Annotated in this window: 13 protein-coding genes and 2 tRNA genes; 10 read left to right on the forward strand and 5 right to left on the reverse strand. The window is 39.5% G+C overall.

The window, feature by feature from the left end; all coding sequences use genetic code 11:
- Positions 1-57 precede the first annotated feature (57 nt).
- From FHS59_RS00115 to FHS59_RS00125, 3 genes are all read left to right on the forward strand, one after another.
- Positions 58-132 (forward strand) — tRNA-Val (locus tag FHS59_RS00115).
- Between the two features lie 45 nt (positions 133-177).
- A tRNA-Val gene (locus tag FHS59_RS00120) sits at positions 178-252 on the forward strand.
- Positions 253-322: 70 nt separating this feature from the next.
- Positions 323-541, forward strand: a complete 219-nt coding sequence (locus FHS59_RS00125; RefSeq protein WP_246388243.1) for a GIY-YIG nuclease family protein — start codon at positions 323-325, stop codon at positions 539-541.
- Positions 542-964: 423 nt separating this feature from the next.
- Here FHS59_RS00125 and FHS59_RS00130 read toward each other — a convergent pair whose 3' ends face one another.
- Complete coding sequence (locus FHS59_RS00130) at positions 965-1,273, reverse strand: DUF3784 domain-containing protein (RefSeq protein ID WP_184492393.1); 309 nt, start codon at positions 1,271-1,273, stop codon at positions 965-967.
- 149 nt (positions 1,274-1,422) lie between these two features.
- The gene (locus FHS59_RS00135) at positions 1,423-3,249 is read right to left on the reverse strand and encodes a TonB-dependent receptor plug domain-containing protein (protein WP_184492394.1); all 1,827 of its coding nucleotides are present in this window, start codon (positions 3,247-3,249) and stop codon (positions 1,423-1,425) included.
- A gap of 247 nt (positions 3,250-3,496) precedes the next feature.
- Here FHS59_RS00135 and FHS59_RS00140 point away from each other — a divergent pair, with 247 nt between their 5' ends.
- Entirely contained in the window at positions 3,497-5,455 is a 1,959-nt protein-coding gene (locus FHS59_RS00140; RefSeq protein WP_184492395.1) for a M1 family metallopeptidase, read from the forward strand.
- A gap of 214 nt (positions 5,456-5,669) precedes the next feature.
- On the opposite strand, the gene FHS59_RS00145 is transcribed toward FHS59_RS00140, so the two are convergent.
- Together FHS59_RS00145 and FHS59_RS00150 are read right to left on the reverse strand one after the other, a co-directional pair.
- Positions 5,670-6,104, reverse strand: a complete 435-nt coding sequence (locus tag FHS59_RS00145; RefSeq protein WP_246388244.1) for a VOC family protein — start codon at positions 6,102-6,104, stop codon at positions 5,670-5,672.
- A gap of 144 nt (positions 6,105-6,248) precedes the next feature.
- Positions 6,249-7,898 (reverse strand): S41 family peptidase, encoded by a 1,650-nt coding sequence (locus FHS59_RS00150; RefSeq protein WP_184492396.1) that lies wholly within the window; start codon positions 7,896-7,898, stop codon positions 6,249-6,251.
- A gap of 164 nt (positions 7,899-8,062) precedes the next feature.
- On the opposite strand from FHS59_RS00150, the gene FHS59_RS00155 reads away from it, so the two are divergent.
- The 5 genes from FHS59_RS00155 to FHS59_RS00175 all read left to right on the forward strand — a co-directional run bounded on the left by FHS59_RS00155 (position 8,063) and on the right by FHS59_RS00175 (position 13,006).
- On the forward strand, positions 8,063-8,821 hold the full coding sequence (locus FHS59_RS00155; RefSeq protein ID WP_184492397.1) for a hemerythrin HHE cation-binding protein: 759 nt from the start codon (positions 8,063-8,065) through the stop codon (positions 8,819-8,821).
- The gene (gene ruvX / locus FHS59_RS00160; RefSeq protein ID WP_184492398.1) at positions 8,821-9,234 is read left to right on the forward strand and encodes a Holliday junction resolvase RuvX; all 414 of its coding nucleotides are present in this window, start codon (positions 8,821-8,823) and stop codon (positions 9,232-9,234) included. The genes FHS59_RS00155 and ruvX overlap by 1 nt, the downstream gene beginning before the upstream one ends.
- Positions 9,231-9,785 (forward strand): peptide deformylase, encoded by a 555-nt coding sequence (gene def / locus FHS59_RS00165; RefSeq protein ID WP_184492399.1) that lies wholly within the window; start codon positions 9,231-9,233, stop codon positions 9,783-9,785. The genes ruvX and def overlap by 4 nt, the downstream gene beginning before the upstream one ends.
- The gene (locus tag FHS59_RS00170; protein WP_184492400.1) at positions 9,782-10,579 is read left to right on the forward strand and encodes an amidohydrolase; all 798 of its coding nucleotides are present in this window, start codon (positions 9,782-9,784) and stop codon (positions 10,577-10,579) included. The genes def and FHS59_RS00170 overlap by 4 nt, the downstream gene beginning before the upstream one ends.
- 198 nt (positions 10,580-10,777) lie before the next feature.
- The gene (locus tag FHS59_RS00175; protein WP_184492401.1) at positions 10,778-13,006 is read left to right on the forward strand and encodes an NADP-dependent isocitrate dehydrogenase; all 2,229 of its coding nucleotides are present in this window, start codon (positions 10,778-10,780) and stop codon (positions 13,004-13,006) included.
- 51 nt (positions 13,007-13,057) lie between these two features.
- Here the strand turns inward: FHS59_RS00175 and FHS59_RS00180 are convergent, their stop codons facing one another.
- Entirely contained in the window at positions 13,058-13,924 is an 867-nt protein-coding gene (locus FHS59_RS00180; RefSeq protein ID WP_184492402.1) for a S1 family peptidase, read from the reverse strand.
- A gap of 255 nt (positions 13,925-14,179) precedes the next feature.
- Here FHS59_RS00180 and gap point away from each other — a divergent pair, with 255 nt between their 5' ends.
- Positions 14,180-15,184, forward strand: coding sequence for a type I glyceraldehyde-3-phosphate dehydrogenase (gene gap / locus FHS59_RS00185; RefSeq protein WP_184492403.1), 1,005 nt, complete (start codon positions 14,180-14,182; stop codon positions 15,182-15,184).
- Positions 15,185-15,238: the final 54 nt, after the last annotated feature.

Genomic DNA, 15,238 nt, shown 5'->3' on the forward strand with positions numbered 1-15,238 from the left:
TTCAAAATAGAATTTACCTTTGCATTCCCTTTCGGAAGGAAAGAGGATTTAAAGATTGGGAGTTTAGCTCAGTTGGTTCAGAGCATCTGCCTTACAAGCAGAGGGTCGGGGGTTCGAATCCCTCAACTCCCACTTTTATTAAACCTTCAAAAGAGAAGGTCTTTTTCCAAACATTTTGGGAGTTTAGCTCAGTTGGTTCAGAGCATCTGCCTTACAAGCAGAGGGTCGGGGGTTCGAATCCCTCAACTCCCACATGCAATCCCGAAATTCTCGGGATTTTTTTTTGTCTCCCTATGGCCTGTCATTTTTATATACTGATTCAATGAAGCTAGACCACTACTATATTGGTCATACCTGTGAGGAATTAAAAGAGCGATTGAGGAAACACCTGAGTAATCATTCTGGATTTACTGCTAGGTCAAAAGATTGGGAATTGGTTTATTCTGAGCCGTATTCAGATAAAAGTTCAGCATATCGAAGAGAGCGAGAGGTAAAAAGCTGGAAGAGCAAAAAGAAACTGAAGGTAATGATCGAGAAGTAATTGCAGGCAAAACAGTTCAAAGGATGAGTGCATTCCGATTCAATCGGAAGGGTCGGGGGTTCGAATCCCTCAACTCCCACATTTAATCCCGATATTCTCGGGATTTTTTGTTTTAAGGCCAATTGGGTTATGACAATTAAATTCAAATCATTCTTGGGTTACCTCGCCGGATTAGAGATTTAGGTTTGATTTTTAGAAATGTAGCATTAGAAATATGGGTCGGGGATCGTCCTCGATAACAATCGGGACCCTCAACTCCCACATTTAATCCCGATATCCTCGAGATTTTTTGTTTTAAGGCCATCAGATTTGGCTGAATGAAAAGACTGTTATCAGGGAAATTTTTTTACCTGAAATTTCAAATAGATTTTAAAGATGAGTTTATCCGAAAATTGGAAAGTCTTGTGGCTAGTTCCAATGAACTTACCTTAATCTGTTATTGATAATAAAATTTCCGCCGACTACTGCGATGATCAACCCGACTATGCATACTAATGATATGATGCCAGGGATCAGGCTTGGTTGATCAAGCCAAATTGACAAAGGGAATCCAAGAAAAGTCACAATTCCCATGACACAAAAAAGAATGGAAGCATAAAACGGTAAACCGTTTTTCTCAGCATTTTCCTTATCTGGTTGAGAAAGCCTACTATATCCTGCCAAAATATTTGGGAATTTTCTGACCAATAGATCTATTGCCAAAAATAAAGTTCCTATTACGAAAGCTGCCATTTTTTATTGCTTTTAATGAAAAATTAATGCTTTAATCTAATCAAAAAACTGTTTAAAACAAATCAATTAGTTCAGGAAAAAAATCTAGCTTTTCAGTATTTGTCATGAAATAAAAAAAGGAGAGTTTTTGATCAAACTCTCCTTTTTCATTATAGAATGTTTAGCATAAATCCTGCCCGAAACCACCTTCCTGGCATTTGGATCGTTGCGGCTTCTACATACTCTGTATTGGTTAAATTAGAAGCTTCTGCAAAGACCCCTATTTTTCCAAGCCGATTGTAATCCACCCTCATGTCCATCACAAAATAAGGATCCTGATTCATCCGCTCCACATAACGCATTTTAGTGTTCCATTCAGTTTTCTTGCCTATTCCAACCAAAACGCCACCAATTACCTGGTTTTTTAAGGCTGTCAAAGCATAGCGGGTTTCAATTCCTGGCTGTTGGATAATATCTGCGTTGATGTAATTATAGGAAAAGCTGAATTCCTTTATTTGGACTGTGGAAGCGCTTGGATTCACTCTATAAAAGAATGATGCTTCAACACCATTGAGTTTTACCTCGTTGAAATTTTGAGGCTGCCAAGGAGTGTTTTCATCCGGTCGGGTCCATTCGATCAGGTCATCTGTGTTTCTAATAAAGTAAACCAGTTCTGCTCTAAATCCTGATTTTGCCCATTTGGCTCCAACCTCGAAATTCTGAGCTTGCTCAGGCGTCAATTGATCGTTTCCAATATTGGTTGGGCCGACATAATAGAGGTCCGTAAAACTCGGGATTCGATAGCTCACCCCATATCCTGAATAAATGCGAATGTCTTTGCTAGCCTGAAAACCAACTTCCGCTCCAGGAAAATGCTTCCAGCCATACCCTGAATTGTAATTGGAATAAATTCCCGCTCTCAGATCTACTTTCGATCCTAAATTCACTAATTGCTCTAGAAAAATCCCGCTCAATGTTCTTTCTCTGTCTCCTAGATTATTGCTTTCTAGTGCTTCTTTTCTTGTTTCAATACCGAATCCAGTTGTGCCGAGTGAAGTTTTGAAATTTCCATTTGCTTCCAGTGCATAAACATCTGACTGATGATTGTTTTGGTAAAACTCAGGTTCATTTCTTCTTAGACGGTATTCGTCGACATTTTTTCGATAATAAGCTCTGGTGTTTAAATAAAAATTAGAAAGGTTTAAGGTATGGCTCAAAGATGCTAAAGTAGTTTGGATGCTTTCCCATTGATCGGGAAAAGAACTGGTGTAAAAACCATTCGCACCAAAAGTTCTATCCGTGTAGGCAATCATTCCTCGAATGCTGTTTTTTTCATTAAGATCTATCCCGCCTTCGTAAAATATATTGCTGACTTTATAATCTGAATTGTATTGGTAACCATTCGAATCATCATAAGATAACGCCAGATTTTGCTTGTATTTGCCAGTAGGAAGGGAGCCTGCAAAGTTGATTCCTTTCATTCCAAAATCGCCTGCATATCCTTGGACTCTCAAGTATCGATCATCCGTAAGGCTTGTGATTACATTGATGGCACCTGCATAGGCATTTTGGCCAAAAATTCTAGACCCAGGCCCTTTTAAAACTTCAACTCTATCAATGTTTACTAAAGGAACCGGAATATTCATCATGTGATGACCAGATTGGGGATCTGTTAATTTAATACCGTTTACAAGCATCAAAGTCTGCGCAAATGACCCTCCTCTGATTCCAATATCTGCTTGAACGCCTGTCACTCCACGTTGTCTTACATCTACTCCGGGTACAAAAGATAAAATCTCCTGCAGGCTTCTCGCAGGTGTAGTTTCGATCTCCAGTTTGTCGATGACGGAGATATTTCTGCTTTGTTTGGAAAAAGGGATTTGAATCCGGTTTTCCTGAATTATTACTTCTTCAAGATTTTGGGTAGTAGTATCTGACTGGGCTTTGAGTTGCATAGAAACCAGCAAAACCGCGATACTCAACATTGTTTTTTTCATAAGAATCGTTAAAAATTCAGCCCAAAGAACTGGCTAAAAAAGTCTAAATCCAACCTTTTAAAATCTGTGAAAATTAGTTAATCAGGCATGTCTTATGTAAAAGTCTTGAAACGAACCAAAGGATATCCTTATTTTAGCCGTCTATTATTTAACAGAAGTATGAAATCGAGCATTTCGAAAACATCACCCAGAAGGCTGTTTGGTTAAGATGCGAGATTCCATGTGACTTTTGAAAAAAAATTAACACATGAAAAGAAAAATAATTCTATCACTTCTTTTGGCCGGATTCGGTTTTGCAGAAGTGACCAATTCGATTGCCCAAGAGGTAAAAGAAAACAATCAAAGTCAATTTGGCGAGTTTATGGACCGCCGCGGTACATATTCGAGAACAGCATCAGGCAAGCCGGGAGTTGGTTATTGGCAAAATGCTGCGGATTACCAGATCGAAGCGACGCTGGATGATCAGGCACATACCATCACTGGTAAGGTGACTATGACCTACACCAACAATAGTCCGGAGACTCTTGATTTTATCTGGATGCAATTGGAGCAAAACAGATTTACTGAAGATTCAAGAGGAACCTTGACCACTCCTGTACAGGGGAATCGCTATAATGGCGATACTGATGGAGGTTTTGATATCAGTAATTTAGAAGCAAAAGTTGGTTCAAAAGGAGCAGCTTCAAATAAGCACATAATTACTGATACCAGAATGCAGGTTTGGTTTGCTGAGCCTATTCCGGCAAAGGGAGGAAAAGCGACTGTTTCTATGAATTTTTCATTCAAAGTTCCTGAAAAAGGAATGGATAGAATGGGAAGACTGGAAGTAGAGGATGGAACTATCTATGCTTTGGCACAGTGGTATCCAAAAGTGGCTGTTTTTGATCAGATTGAAGGATGGAATGTGGAGCCATATCTTGGTGCAGGAGAGTTTTATCTGGAGTACGGAAATTTCGATTACAAAATTACTGTTCCTTATGATCACATCGTGGTAGGTTCCGGTGAATTATTGAATCCAAAAGAAGTGTTGAGCAAAGAGCTTCAGGATCGCTATGCGAAAGCAAAAGAAAGTGATGAGACCGTTTATTTGGTTTCACCGGAAGAAATCGGAAATACAGAATTGACAAGACCAAAGCAAGAAGGAACTGTTACTTGGCATTTTGCCATTCAAAACAGTAGAGATATCGCTTTTGCCTCTTCCAAAACATTTATTTGGGATGCTGCAAAAATCAACCTTCCAAGTGGAAAGACCATTTTGGCTCAATCCGTCTATCCTAAAGAGTCAAATGGAGAAGAAGCTTGGTCTCGGTCTACTGAATATTCGAAAGCTTCAATTGAATATTATTCTAAAACCTGGTTTGAATTCCCTTATGCAACTGCGACTAATGTTGCTGCAGAGATTGGTGGAATGGAATACCCTGGTTTGAATTTTTGTCATTACAAATCTAAAGGAAGAGGTCTTTGGGGAGTGACAGATCATGAATTTGGCCATAACTGGTTCCCAATGATCGTTGGTTCAAACGAAAGAAGATATGCATGGATGGATGAAGGTTTCAATACATTCATTAACCATTACAGCACCTTGGCTTTTAACAACGGTGAATATCCATCCAATTTGCAGCAGACAAGAAGATCGGTCAATTACTTTAATTCAGAAACCAGAGAAGGAATCGATAATTATCCTGATGTGGTGAATACCTCCAATCTTGGAATGATCGCATATAACAAGCCTGCAATGGGATTGTTGATGTTGAGAGAATATATTTTAGGTCATGAGAGATTTGACAATGCTTTTAAGTCTTACATCAAAACTTGGGCTTACAAGCATCCGCAGCCATCAGATTTCTTCAATCATATGGAGAATGTAGGAGGCGAGAACCTTTCTTGGTTCTGGCATGGCTGGTTTTACGGAAATGGAAATATTGATCTTGGCATCAATGGTGTTTTCCCTTACTCTGGAAATTATTTGTTGAGCATTTCCAATAAAGGAGAAATCCCAATGCCGGTATTATTTGAGGTTACTTATGATGATGATACCAAGGAAAGATTTACGCTTCCAGTGGAAATCTGGCAAAGAGGAGATGTGTGGAATCACATCATCAAAACCGAAAAGAAAGTGAAGTCAGTAGTTTTGGATCCTGATAAAATCCTTCCGGATGTCAATCTTGGAAATGACAGCTGGCCACAAAACATCTATGATAACTAAAACACAAAAGCCCGGAATCTACATTCCGGGCTTTTATTTTTATTAAAGTTTTTAATTAATAGGATATCTGCTTTTTTTGCCAATAAGGAAGCAAAAGCAGTATAGGATAGGTTAACCTTAAGATATGAGGCTGCTTCGGTCTTCGGTCATCAGTCTTCCGACCAGATAAGTAAAGAATTTAGGACACTGGCATGATTGTGAATAACCATAGTAATTAATAATCATCATTGATCTCTAACCACATTCCGTCTGGATCCTGAATATAAATTTGTCTGATTCCATCTACGCGAATAGTGACTTTTCCTTTTTCTCCTGGCCAGCTTTCAAATGGATAATTGGTGTCCTGAAGGGTTTTGATGAAAGAATCCATGTCTTCCATGCTAAAGCATAGGTGATTTACTTTTGAAATTTGAGTAGGCACATTTGGTGCTTCAATGATGTGCAAAGCTGCTCCTCCTCCGATATCATACCAGGCATGGAGTCCATCTTTGAAAGGTTCCTCAATCTCTTTTAGCCCAACGATGGATTCGTAGAACTTTTTACTTGTTTCTAGATCCGAAACATGGACTGCAATGTGATTGACTTTGATTTGTGAAAAGGAGGTCATGGTTATTCCGGTAAATAAGAGGAAGGTTAAGAGGGCTTTCATTTTTTATTGATTATAGGAGAAATGTAGTTCAGTTTAAAATTCAGAAACCCAATGTCAGCTTTTTAAGAAAAGATTGAAAGTAAAATTTGATATAAAAAAAGGGCAGGTCTTTCGAACTGCCCTTTAATATTTATTGAAACAAACTTATTCTTCTGAATCACTCAGGTCATCAGCCATGGCGATTTTTTCTGCCTGGTCAAATAATTTCAAGGCCTGCATGTAAACTTCATTGATGTCATTCACCACCATGTAGAAGGCACTATCATCATATAGCTGTCTTCCAAGATGAGCTTTCACCAAGATTTTCAGATAGTCCTTAGACTTGTTGAAATCTGCCTGATCAAATTTCACATCGTTTTTCTCACCAACTGCCACTAGATCCTGAAGCATGGCATCTGTTACTTGGAATTTGTCCTTGTACTCCTCGACAGACATGTCTTCGAATTTATCTTTATTGTTATTGGCATATTCCAAAACAAATTCTCTGTTAGAATCTGAATTGAACAATCTATTTACATAACGGCTATTTAATGTAGTGTCAAGCGGCACGAAATAATCCGGCATGATTCCTCCGCCTCCATAAACAGTTCTTCCTTTCGCTGTTTCGTATTTTAGGCTGTCATTGAAGCTGATGCTATCTGCAGAGAAAAACTCTCCATGTTCAAATCTCTTGACATAATCCAGTTCGTAGTCCTCGTGATTGGCACCATAAGGTTTCTGAATAGATCTACCTGATGGTGTATAATATCTTGCGATTGTCAATCTCAATTCTCCACCGTCTGATAAATCGATCGGTAACTGAACAAGTCCTTTGCCAAAGGATCTTCTACCTACGATTAGACCTCTGTCATTATCCTGAATTGCGCCAGCTAGGATTTCTGATGCAGATGCACTTCCCTCATTGATCAAAACAATAACTGGGCCTTCTTCAAATAATCCTGGCTTAAACGCAAAGGCTTTTTGACTGTACTGATCTACTTTTCCTTCCTGAGAAACGATCAATGCTCTTTGTCCTAATAGTTCATCCGCCATATTAATAGCAGCTCCCATGTATCCACCTGGGTTTCCTTGCAGATCGACGATCAGCTTTTTCATGCCCTTTGCTTTCAATTCCTCAATGGAGGTTCTGAATTCATCATAGGTAGTCGCTGCAAATCGGGTTACTTTGATATAACCGATTTCATCATTGACCATATAGGTAGCATTGATGCTGTATTGAGGGATTTTATCTCTGGTGATTTCATAAGGGATCAAATCCTCTTGATTTTTCCTTTTTATATCAATAGTAACTTTTGACCCTTTAGGGCCTCTTAGAAGGTCAAAGACATCTCGGTTGGTTACTCCGATTCCAGCAACAGTTTTTCCGTCAACAGTAATGATTTGGTCACCAGACTGAATGCCCAAGGCTTCAGAAGGACCTCCCGTCAAAGGAGCTACCACATAAATGGTATCTCTGATAATTCCGAATTCTACACCGATACCGTCAAATTCTCCATCTAACTGAGATTGTGCCAAGGATGCATCTCTTGCAGGAATGTAGCTGGAGTGTGGATCCAGGTTTTCCAACATCTTAGTGATGCCAAATTCCACCAATTCGTTTGTATTGACGCTATCCACATAATCTCTATTGATATAGGTCATGATTTCCTGAAGCTTGTACAATGCCGCTCTCAGGTCATTTTGGTTACTTTTAGGCTCAGCAAATGTCGCCCCAATCCAGATACCGGCAGAAATTGCCAGTGCCAGAATTATTGGAAGCCTTATTTGGGCCTTCGTGTTTTTTGTATCGCTCACGTCTTTACCTTTCTTATTTTATTGCTATTGAATTATAAACTAGCACAAATTGCCAGTGTTTTAAAAGTGACTTTTTATAAAGTTAACGAATGTTTATACGAGGGGGTACGATAATGATCCAATTTATTACCCTTTTTTCTGTTAAAAAAAATTATTTTTGTGCTATGAAGGCTGAAAATGCATTTACTAAATCTTTGGTAGGGGACTTGGTGTCTGAAAACTATGTTTTCGCGTCGGTGCTCCACTATTTTGGTATTAGCTTTTATCAGTATCAAACTCACGCATTGGAGGATGTTTGTAAAAAACACAAAGTTCATCCCAATCAGCTTATTTCCGAATTGGAGGCTTGGGCTTTAAGAAAGGAGCCAACCAATGAAGAGCTGTACCTCAATCCGATCGAAGTTTTAGTCGCATACCTGAAAAGAAAGCATTATTACTTTGTCCGACAGGAACTTCCTTTTCTTGCAAATTTGATTTCCGGGATTACTCCAGAGCCTGAGTATGCAGGATTGATTGCAGACCTGAGGATCATGTTCCCGCTTTTTGTGGAGGATTTTATCCATCACATTCATGAAGAGGAAAGTGGGCTTTTTAATCGAATCGTTCTTTTGCAGGATGTGGAGAATGATAATTATAGCTTAATTGATGCTTTGAAAATTCTGGAAAAAGATCCAATCCATTTACTCTCTGAAGTTCATGAAATTCATGATGATGAAATGGAAGGAATCAGGAAGTTGACAAAGGATTATTCTTTGCCACAAAATGCCCCGCTGACCATGAAAGTTCTGTACCATGAGCTTCAAAATTTCGAAAGAGAACTTACAATCCATGCCCAGATTGAGGATCAATTACTTTTTCCGAAAGCCATAGAACTAGAGCGTGAGGCAATGCGCAAAATCCGCAAAAAAATCAGGACCAACTGATGGCGAGAATTATAGCAATTGATTTAGGAACCAAACGTACAGGCTTGGCTGTTACCGATCCGCTTAGGATGTTGGCTAATCCGATGGAAACCATTGAGACTTCTGGTCTGTTGGCGTATCTGAAAACCTATTTTGCCAAAGAAGAAGTTGATACCATCGTTCTGGGCTTGCCCATCCGACTCAATGGCAAAGACAATGAAATGACGCCAAAAGTGATGGAGATGAAGGGAAAGTTGGAGCAGGAATTTCCTTCAAAAAAAATAGAATTGATCGACGAAAGGTTTACTTCTAAAATGGCCATGCAGAGCATGATTTCCATGGGTAGTAAAAAGAAAGACCGTCGGGAAAAAGCAGGAAACCTGGATAAGGTCAGCGCAGCAATAATTTTACAATCGTATTTAGAAAGACAATGATTTACCCCATAGTAGCTTACGGGAACCCGATATTAAAGAAAGAAGCTGAAGAGATCAATGAAGGCACTGCCCTTGATGCCATGATCAAAGACATGTTTGCTACCATGGATAACGCCAGTGGCGTAGGGTTGGCTGCACCTCAGATCAATCAAGGAGTAAGGCTTTTTGTAATAGATAGCACCTTGATGCTTGATGAGGAAGATGAAGAAGTCGGTATCAGAAGAGCTTTCATCAATCCGATTATTTTGGATGAATATGGTGATGACTACAGTTTTGAAGAAGGATGTCTGAGTATTCCGGAAGTAAGGGCTGAAATCACCAGGCCTGAAAAACTCACCATCGAATATTACGATGAAAACTGGAATCTAAAAGAGGAAGAATTCTCTGGAATGACTGCAAGAGTGATTCAGCATGAATACGATCACTTAGAAGGAATTCTTTTTGTCGACTACTTGAAAGGTTTGAAAAAGCGTTTGGTAAAATCTAAGTTGATCGATGTCAGCAAAGGAAAAGTATCGACAGATTATAGAATGATTTATCCAGTCAAATGAGTCGATCTCCCAAATTAACAGTGGCACTCGTTCAAACCGATCTTTATTGGAAAGATAAGACGGCTAACTTGGCGATACTGGAAGAGAAGATTTGGGAGATATCCGAAAAGGTCGATTTGATCATCCTTCCTGAAATGTTCCCCACTGGGTTCAGTATGGATGCTTCCGAACTCGCAGAACCAATGAATTTGGGGATCTGTAAATGGATGATGCAAATGGCATCCCAGACTCAGGCTGTCATCACCGGAAGTGCGATCATCAATGATGGAGGCAATTTTTTTAATAGACTCCTTTGGGTCAGTCCAAATGGTGAAATTTCCCATTATGATAAAAGACATCTCTTTAGGATGGCAAAGGAGGATGAAACTTATTCCCCAGGACTAGAGCTTCCTATTTTTGATTTGAAGGGTTGGAAAATTTGTCCTCAGGTTTGTTATGATCTTCGATTCCCTGTTTTTTCTAGAAACTACTGGAAAAATGGAGAAGCAGCCTATGACTTTTTATTTTATGTGGCTTCTTGGCCGGCAACAAGGACTTCAGCTTGGGATGCATTATTACCTGCCAGGGCGATAGAAAATCTTTGTTATGTAGCGGGTGTGAACCGAGTTGGGAAAGATGGAAATGAGATCGAATACGTCGGACATTCGTCAAGTTATGACTTCAAAGGAGAGGTAATTGCCCATGCAGCTGAAGAGGAAAAGGTGGTACTTTTCACCTTATCAGCAGAGCATTTGGAAAGTTATCGGGCAAAATTTCCAGCTTGGATGGATGCTGATAATTTTACAATCGGGTAAAAAGCTTTGATGAAGGGTTCTGATGATTTGATGAACCGAATTTGAAACAAGGATATTTTCTGTAATTTAGCCGCAAAATTTTCTGACCCTGTATTCTGAAATTTCTGATTGCATGAGATTTGAGTAATGGAAGTGGAGTGAAATTCCATTTTTATAATTCAGGGTCTTACCACTCTTTTTAAGAATCCTGATCAAACCATGAGTAACCAAACTCCAAAAATCCTGTATACGTTGACTGACGAAGCGCCAGCTTTGGCAACGTATTCCTTACTACCGATTGTTCAAGCTTATACAAGCTCTGCAGGGGTAAAAGTAGAAACAAGAGATATTTCACTTTCCGGTAGAATCATCGCCAATTTCCCTGAATACCTGACTCCAGAGCAACAAATTCCTGATGCATTGGCAGAGCTCGGTGAAATTGCAAAAACTCCTGAGGCAAATATTGTGAAGCTTCCGAATATTTCAGCTTCTATTCCTCAGTTGAAAGCGGCGATCAAAGAACTTCAAGATTTAGGTTATGCTCTTCCAAATTACCCTGAGGAACCAAAGACCGAAGAGGAAAAAACGGTTAAAGCAAAATATGATAAAATCAAAGGATCAGCAGTAAACCCTGTTTTAAGAGAAGGAAATTCAGATAGAAGAGCTCCTTTGGCAGTGAAAGAATATGCCAAAAAACATCCGCACTCAATGGGAAAATGGACTGCAGATTCTAAGTCTCATGTTGATAGTATGACAGAAGGCGATTTTTACGGAAGTGAAAAGTCCCACACAATGACGCATGCTACTTCTGTGACGATCCAACTGACCAAAACGGATGGAAGTAAAGAAGTTTTGAAATCAGGTCTGAAGCTTCAGGAAGGCGAAGTAATCGATGCGTCGACCTTGAGTGTATCTGCTTTGAAAGCTTTCTTGAAAAAAGCAAAAGCAGAAGCTAAGGCTCAAGGCGTTTTGTTTTCTATTCATATGAAAGCAACAATGATGAAAGTTTCTGATCCGATTATTTTCGGACATGCTGTCAATGTTTTCTTTGAGCCAGTTTTTGCAAAGCATGCAGCTACATTTGAAGCTTTGGGAGTAGATGTTAGAAATGGTTTCGGAGACCTACTTTCAAATTTGGAAAAACTTCCAGCAGATCAGAAAGCTGAGATTTTGGCTGATATCGATACTTGCTATGCGGATAGTCCGGATTTGGCGATGGTAAATTCTGATAGAGGAATTACCAACCTCCATGTACCAAGTGATGTGATTATTGATGCTTCTATGCCTGCTATGATCCGTACTTCTGGTCAGATGTGGAATAAAGAAGGAAAATCTCAGGACACTAAAGCTGTAATTCCAGATAGAAGTTACGCTGGTGTTTATCAAGCGACAATTGATTTCTGTAAGAAACACGGAGCGTTTAATCCATCAACTATGGGCTCTGTACCTAATGTTGGTTTGATGGCGCAAAAAGCCGAAGAATACGGGTCTCATGACAAGACATTCGAAATTTCAGCAGCGGGAGTTGTAGAGGTGATCGATGAAAATGGCGTGGTGATTCTTTCTCATCCGGTGGAAGCTGGAGATATTTGGAGAATGTGTCAGACAAAAGATGCACCGATTCAGGATTGGGTGAAGTTGGCCGTAACTAGAGCTAGACTTTCCAATACACCAGCTGTTTTCTGGTTGGATCCAAAAAGAGGACACGATCAGGAATTAATCAAAAAGGTGAATACTTACTTGCTTGATCACGATACGAATGGATTGGAAATTCATATAATGTCTCCGATTGAAGCTACTAATTTCACTTTGGCAAGAATCAAGGAAGGAATGGATACTATTTCCGTTACGGGAAATGTATTGAGAGATTACTTGACTGACTTGTTCCCGATTTTGGAAGTAGGTACTTCAGCAAAAATGCTTTCCATTGTACCATTGATGAATGGTGGTGGTTTGTTTGAAACAGGAGCTGGTGGATCAGCACCGAAGCACGTGGAGCAATTTGTAAAAGAAGGACACTTGCGTTGGGATTCATTGGGTGAGTTCCTTGCTTTAGCGGTTTCATTGGAGCATTTGGGTCAAACTTTCCATAATGAGAAAGCATTGCTTCTAGGCGAAACGCTGGATGCTGCTACTGGGAAATTCCTGGAAAATGACAAGTCTCCTGCTAGAGTGGTAGGTAAATTGGATAACCGAGGAAGTCATTTTTACTTAGCGCTATATTGGGCTCAGGCTTTGGCTGATCAAAATAAAGATGCTGAGCTAAAAGCAAGGTTTACTCCTCTTGCAAAGGCTTTGACTGAAAAAGAAGAGCAAATTGTAGCTGAATTGAATGGCAGCCAAGGCACTCCTTTAAACATTGGTGGATATTATAAGATGGACGAGCAACTTACTTCGAAGGCAATGCGACCTAGTGCGACTTTGAATGAAGTATTGGCAAGTCTATAATTGTAAAATAGAATTGTGGAAGCCCCGGTCTTGAAAAAGATCGGGGCTTTTTTATCCCTCATCAAACGAGACTTGATGCTGGTTAAGGAATTCTTTGATCACGCTGACATGGATACATTCACCCAAATGGATAAATGAGTAGTCATTTACTTTTTTCTCTTTCCCATGGGCAATGATCGATTTCTCCTCAATATCAAATCCTAGGTGGAGATGTTTTGTCCGACTCTGCATTCCTATGATTCTCCCTAGAGCATCAAAAAGTGGTCCTCCGCTTTGCCCTCTTAGACCAGGAGTACTCATCTCTATGCCATAAATTTTTCCGTTTTTATCGCCTAAAAATCTGGTAACCATTCCCTCAATCGGAAATCTAGGTGATCTGGCATTTCCTTTTGCAGTCCATTCCAGCACATCCTTTTCCAGATTCAGTTGAAAATTGGAAAATTCGGGAAAGGGAAATCCTAATCGACATAGCATATCGCCGGGATGAACAGAAGTGGTGTCTTTTAAGAATTTTGGTTGATTCGTGAAAAGCGTTTTTTCGAATCCTTCGAATTTAATGAGCGCTAAATCATATTCCGGGTGGGCATGGATTTTTAGGTTTTTGATCTGATCCACACAATCCACAAATGTTACTCTCATTTCTGAGGTTTTATCGGACTTTAATCCTAGCTGGTAAGCGAGTTTTTTGTGTTTTTTAAGGTCTTTCTTTCCTGCTAAATATTGAGAAAATACTTTATTGATTTTGTCTGCTTGGGAAAGCCATTGAGCGACATGCTTGCAGGTAAGTGCATAGCCCTGATCATTGACAAAAAAAAGTGTGGCCGAACCTCGCTGTACTTGTTGAGCTTCGAAATTTCTGGAAATCGAGTGAATAGCACGGGTAAACCCGGCTACTTCCTGAATTGCTTTGGCAAACATAAGATTTAGTCTTTGTTCCAAATTAGCCAATTCTTTGAGAATTGCCTTTTTTGGTCTCAGATAGGAAAAATATTTTAACTCCGAAATCGATTGATTTTTAAATTGTGGGTATTCTGATTGACAGGAATCTCAATCTGTTTGGGCTAGCCAATAATTTATAATAACTTAGCCATCCCTCAGCCACTTTTAGCCAAAAGAGGCATGCCTGATGGGAAAGTTTGAAAAATCAAACCTATACGCTAATCAATAATAATTATGAGCAAAATTAAAGTTGGAATTAATGGATTCGGAAGAATCGGACGACTTGTTTTTAGAGTTGCACAGGAAAGAGATGATATCCAAGTAGTGGGCATCAATGACCTGATCGATGTAGACTACATGGCATATATGCTTAAGTATGATTCTACTCATGGCCAATTTAAAGGTACTGTCGAAGTGAAAGACGGTAAATTGGTAGTAAACGGAAATGCAATCAGAGTAACTTCTGAAAGAAGCCCTGCAAACTTGAAGTGGGATGAAGTAGGTGCTGAATATGTAGTAGAATCTACTGGTCTTTTCTTGACCAAAGAAACTGCGCAAGGTCATATCGACGCTGGTGCAAAAAAAGTAATCATGTCTGCTCCTTCTAAAGACGACACTCCTATGTTTGTAATGGGTGTGAACGAAGGTTCTTACACATCAGACATGGTATTTGTATCTAACGCTTCTTGTACTACAAACTGTCTTGCTCCAATCGCAAAAGTATTGAACGATAACTTCGGTATCGAAGAAGGTTTGATGACTACTGTTCATGCTACTACAGCGACTCAGAAAACTGTCGATGGTCCTTCTGCTAAGGACTGGAGAGGTGGACGTGGTGCAGGCCAAAATATTATCCCTTCTTCTACAGGAGCTGCAAAAGCAGTAGGTAAAGTTATTCCAGAATTGAATGGTAAATTGACAGGTATGGCGTTTAGAGTTCCTACTCCTGACGTTTCTGTAGTTGATTTGACTGTAAGACTGAAAAAACCAGCTAAGTACGAAGAAATCTGCGCTAAAATGAAAGAAGCTTCTGAAACTACCATGAAAGGTGTTTTAGGATATACTGAAGATGCGGTTGTTTCTAATGACTTTATCGGTGATGCTAGAACTTCTATCTTCGATGCAGAAGCAGGAATCCAACTTTCTGACACATTCGTGAAAGTTGTTTCTTGGTATGATAACGAGTGGGGATATTCCAATAAAGTCGTTGACTTATTGACATATATCGCTAAAAAATAAATTGAGAGCCGGTCGTTCAGACCGGCTTTTTTTTGCCTTTCTATTTTTTAACCT

The organism is Algoriphagus iocasae, from assembly GCF_014206875.1.
Classification (GTDB): Bacteria; Bacteroidota; Bacteroidia; order Cytophagales; family Cyclobacteriaceae; genus Algoriphagus; species Algoriphagus iocasae.

Coding starts and splice junctions, on each gene's coding strand:
- FHS59_RS00125 (WP_246388243.1), top strand. CDS start 323: ATGAAGCTAGACCACTACTATATTGGTCATACCTGTGAGGAATTAAAA.
- FHS59_RS00130 (WP_184492393.1), bottom strand. CDS start 1,273: ATGGCAGCTTTCGTAATAGGAACTTTATTTTTGGCAATAGATCTATTG.
- FHS59_RS00135 (WP_184492394.1), bottom strand. CDS start 3,249: ATGAAAAAAACAATGTTGAGTATCGCGGTTTTGCTGGTTTCTATGCAA.
- FHS59_RS00140 (WP_184492395.1), top strand. CDS start 3,497: ATGAAAAGAAAAATAATTCTATCACTTCTTTTGGCCGGATTCGGTTTT.
- FHS59_RS00145 (WP_246388244.1), bottom strand. CDS start 6,104: ATGAAAGCCCTCTTAACCTTCCTCTTATTTACCGGAATAACCATGACC.
- FHS59_RS00155 (WP_184492397.1), top strand. CDS start 8,063: ATGAAGGCTGAAAATGCATTTACTAAATCTTTGGTAGGGGACTTGGTG.
- ruvX (WP_184492398.1), top strand. CDS start 8,821: ATGGCGAGAATTATAGCAATTGATTTAGGAACCAAACGTACAGGCTTG.
- def (WP_184492399.1), top strand. CDS start 9,231: ATGATTTACCCCATAGTAGCTTACGGGAACCCGATATTAAAGAAAGAA.
- FHS59_RS00170 (WP_184492400.1), top strand. CDS start 9,782: ATGAGTCGATCTCCCAAATTAACAGTGGCACTCGTTCAAACCGATCTT.
- FHS59_RS00175 (WP_184492401.1), top strand. CDS start 10,778: ATGAGTAACCAAACTCCAAAAATCCTGTATACGTTGACTGACGAAGCG.
- FHS59_RS00180 (WP_184492402.1), bottom strand. CDS start 13,924: ATGTTTGCCAAAGCAATTCAGGAAGTAGCCGGGTTTACCCGTGCTATT.
- gap (WP_184492403.1), top strand. CDS start 14,180: ATGAGCAAAATTAAAGTTGGAATTAATGGATTCGGAAGAATCGGACGA.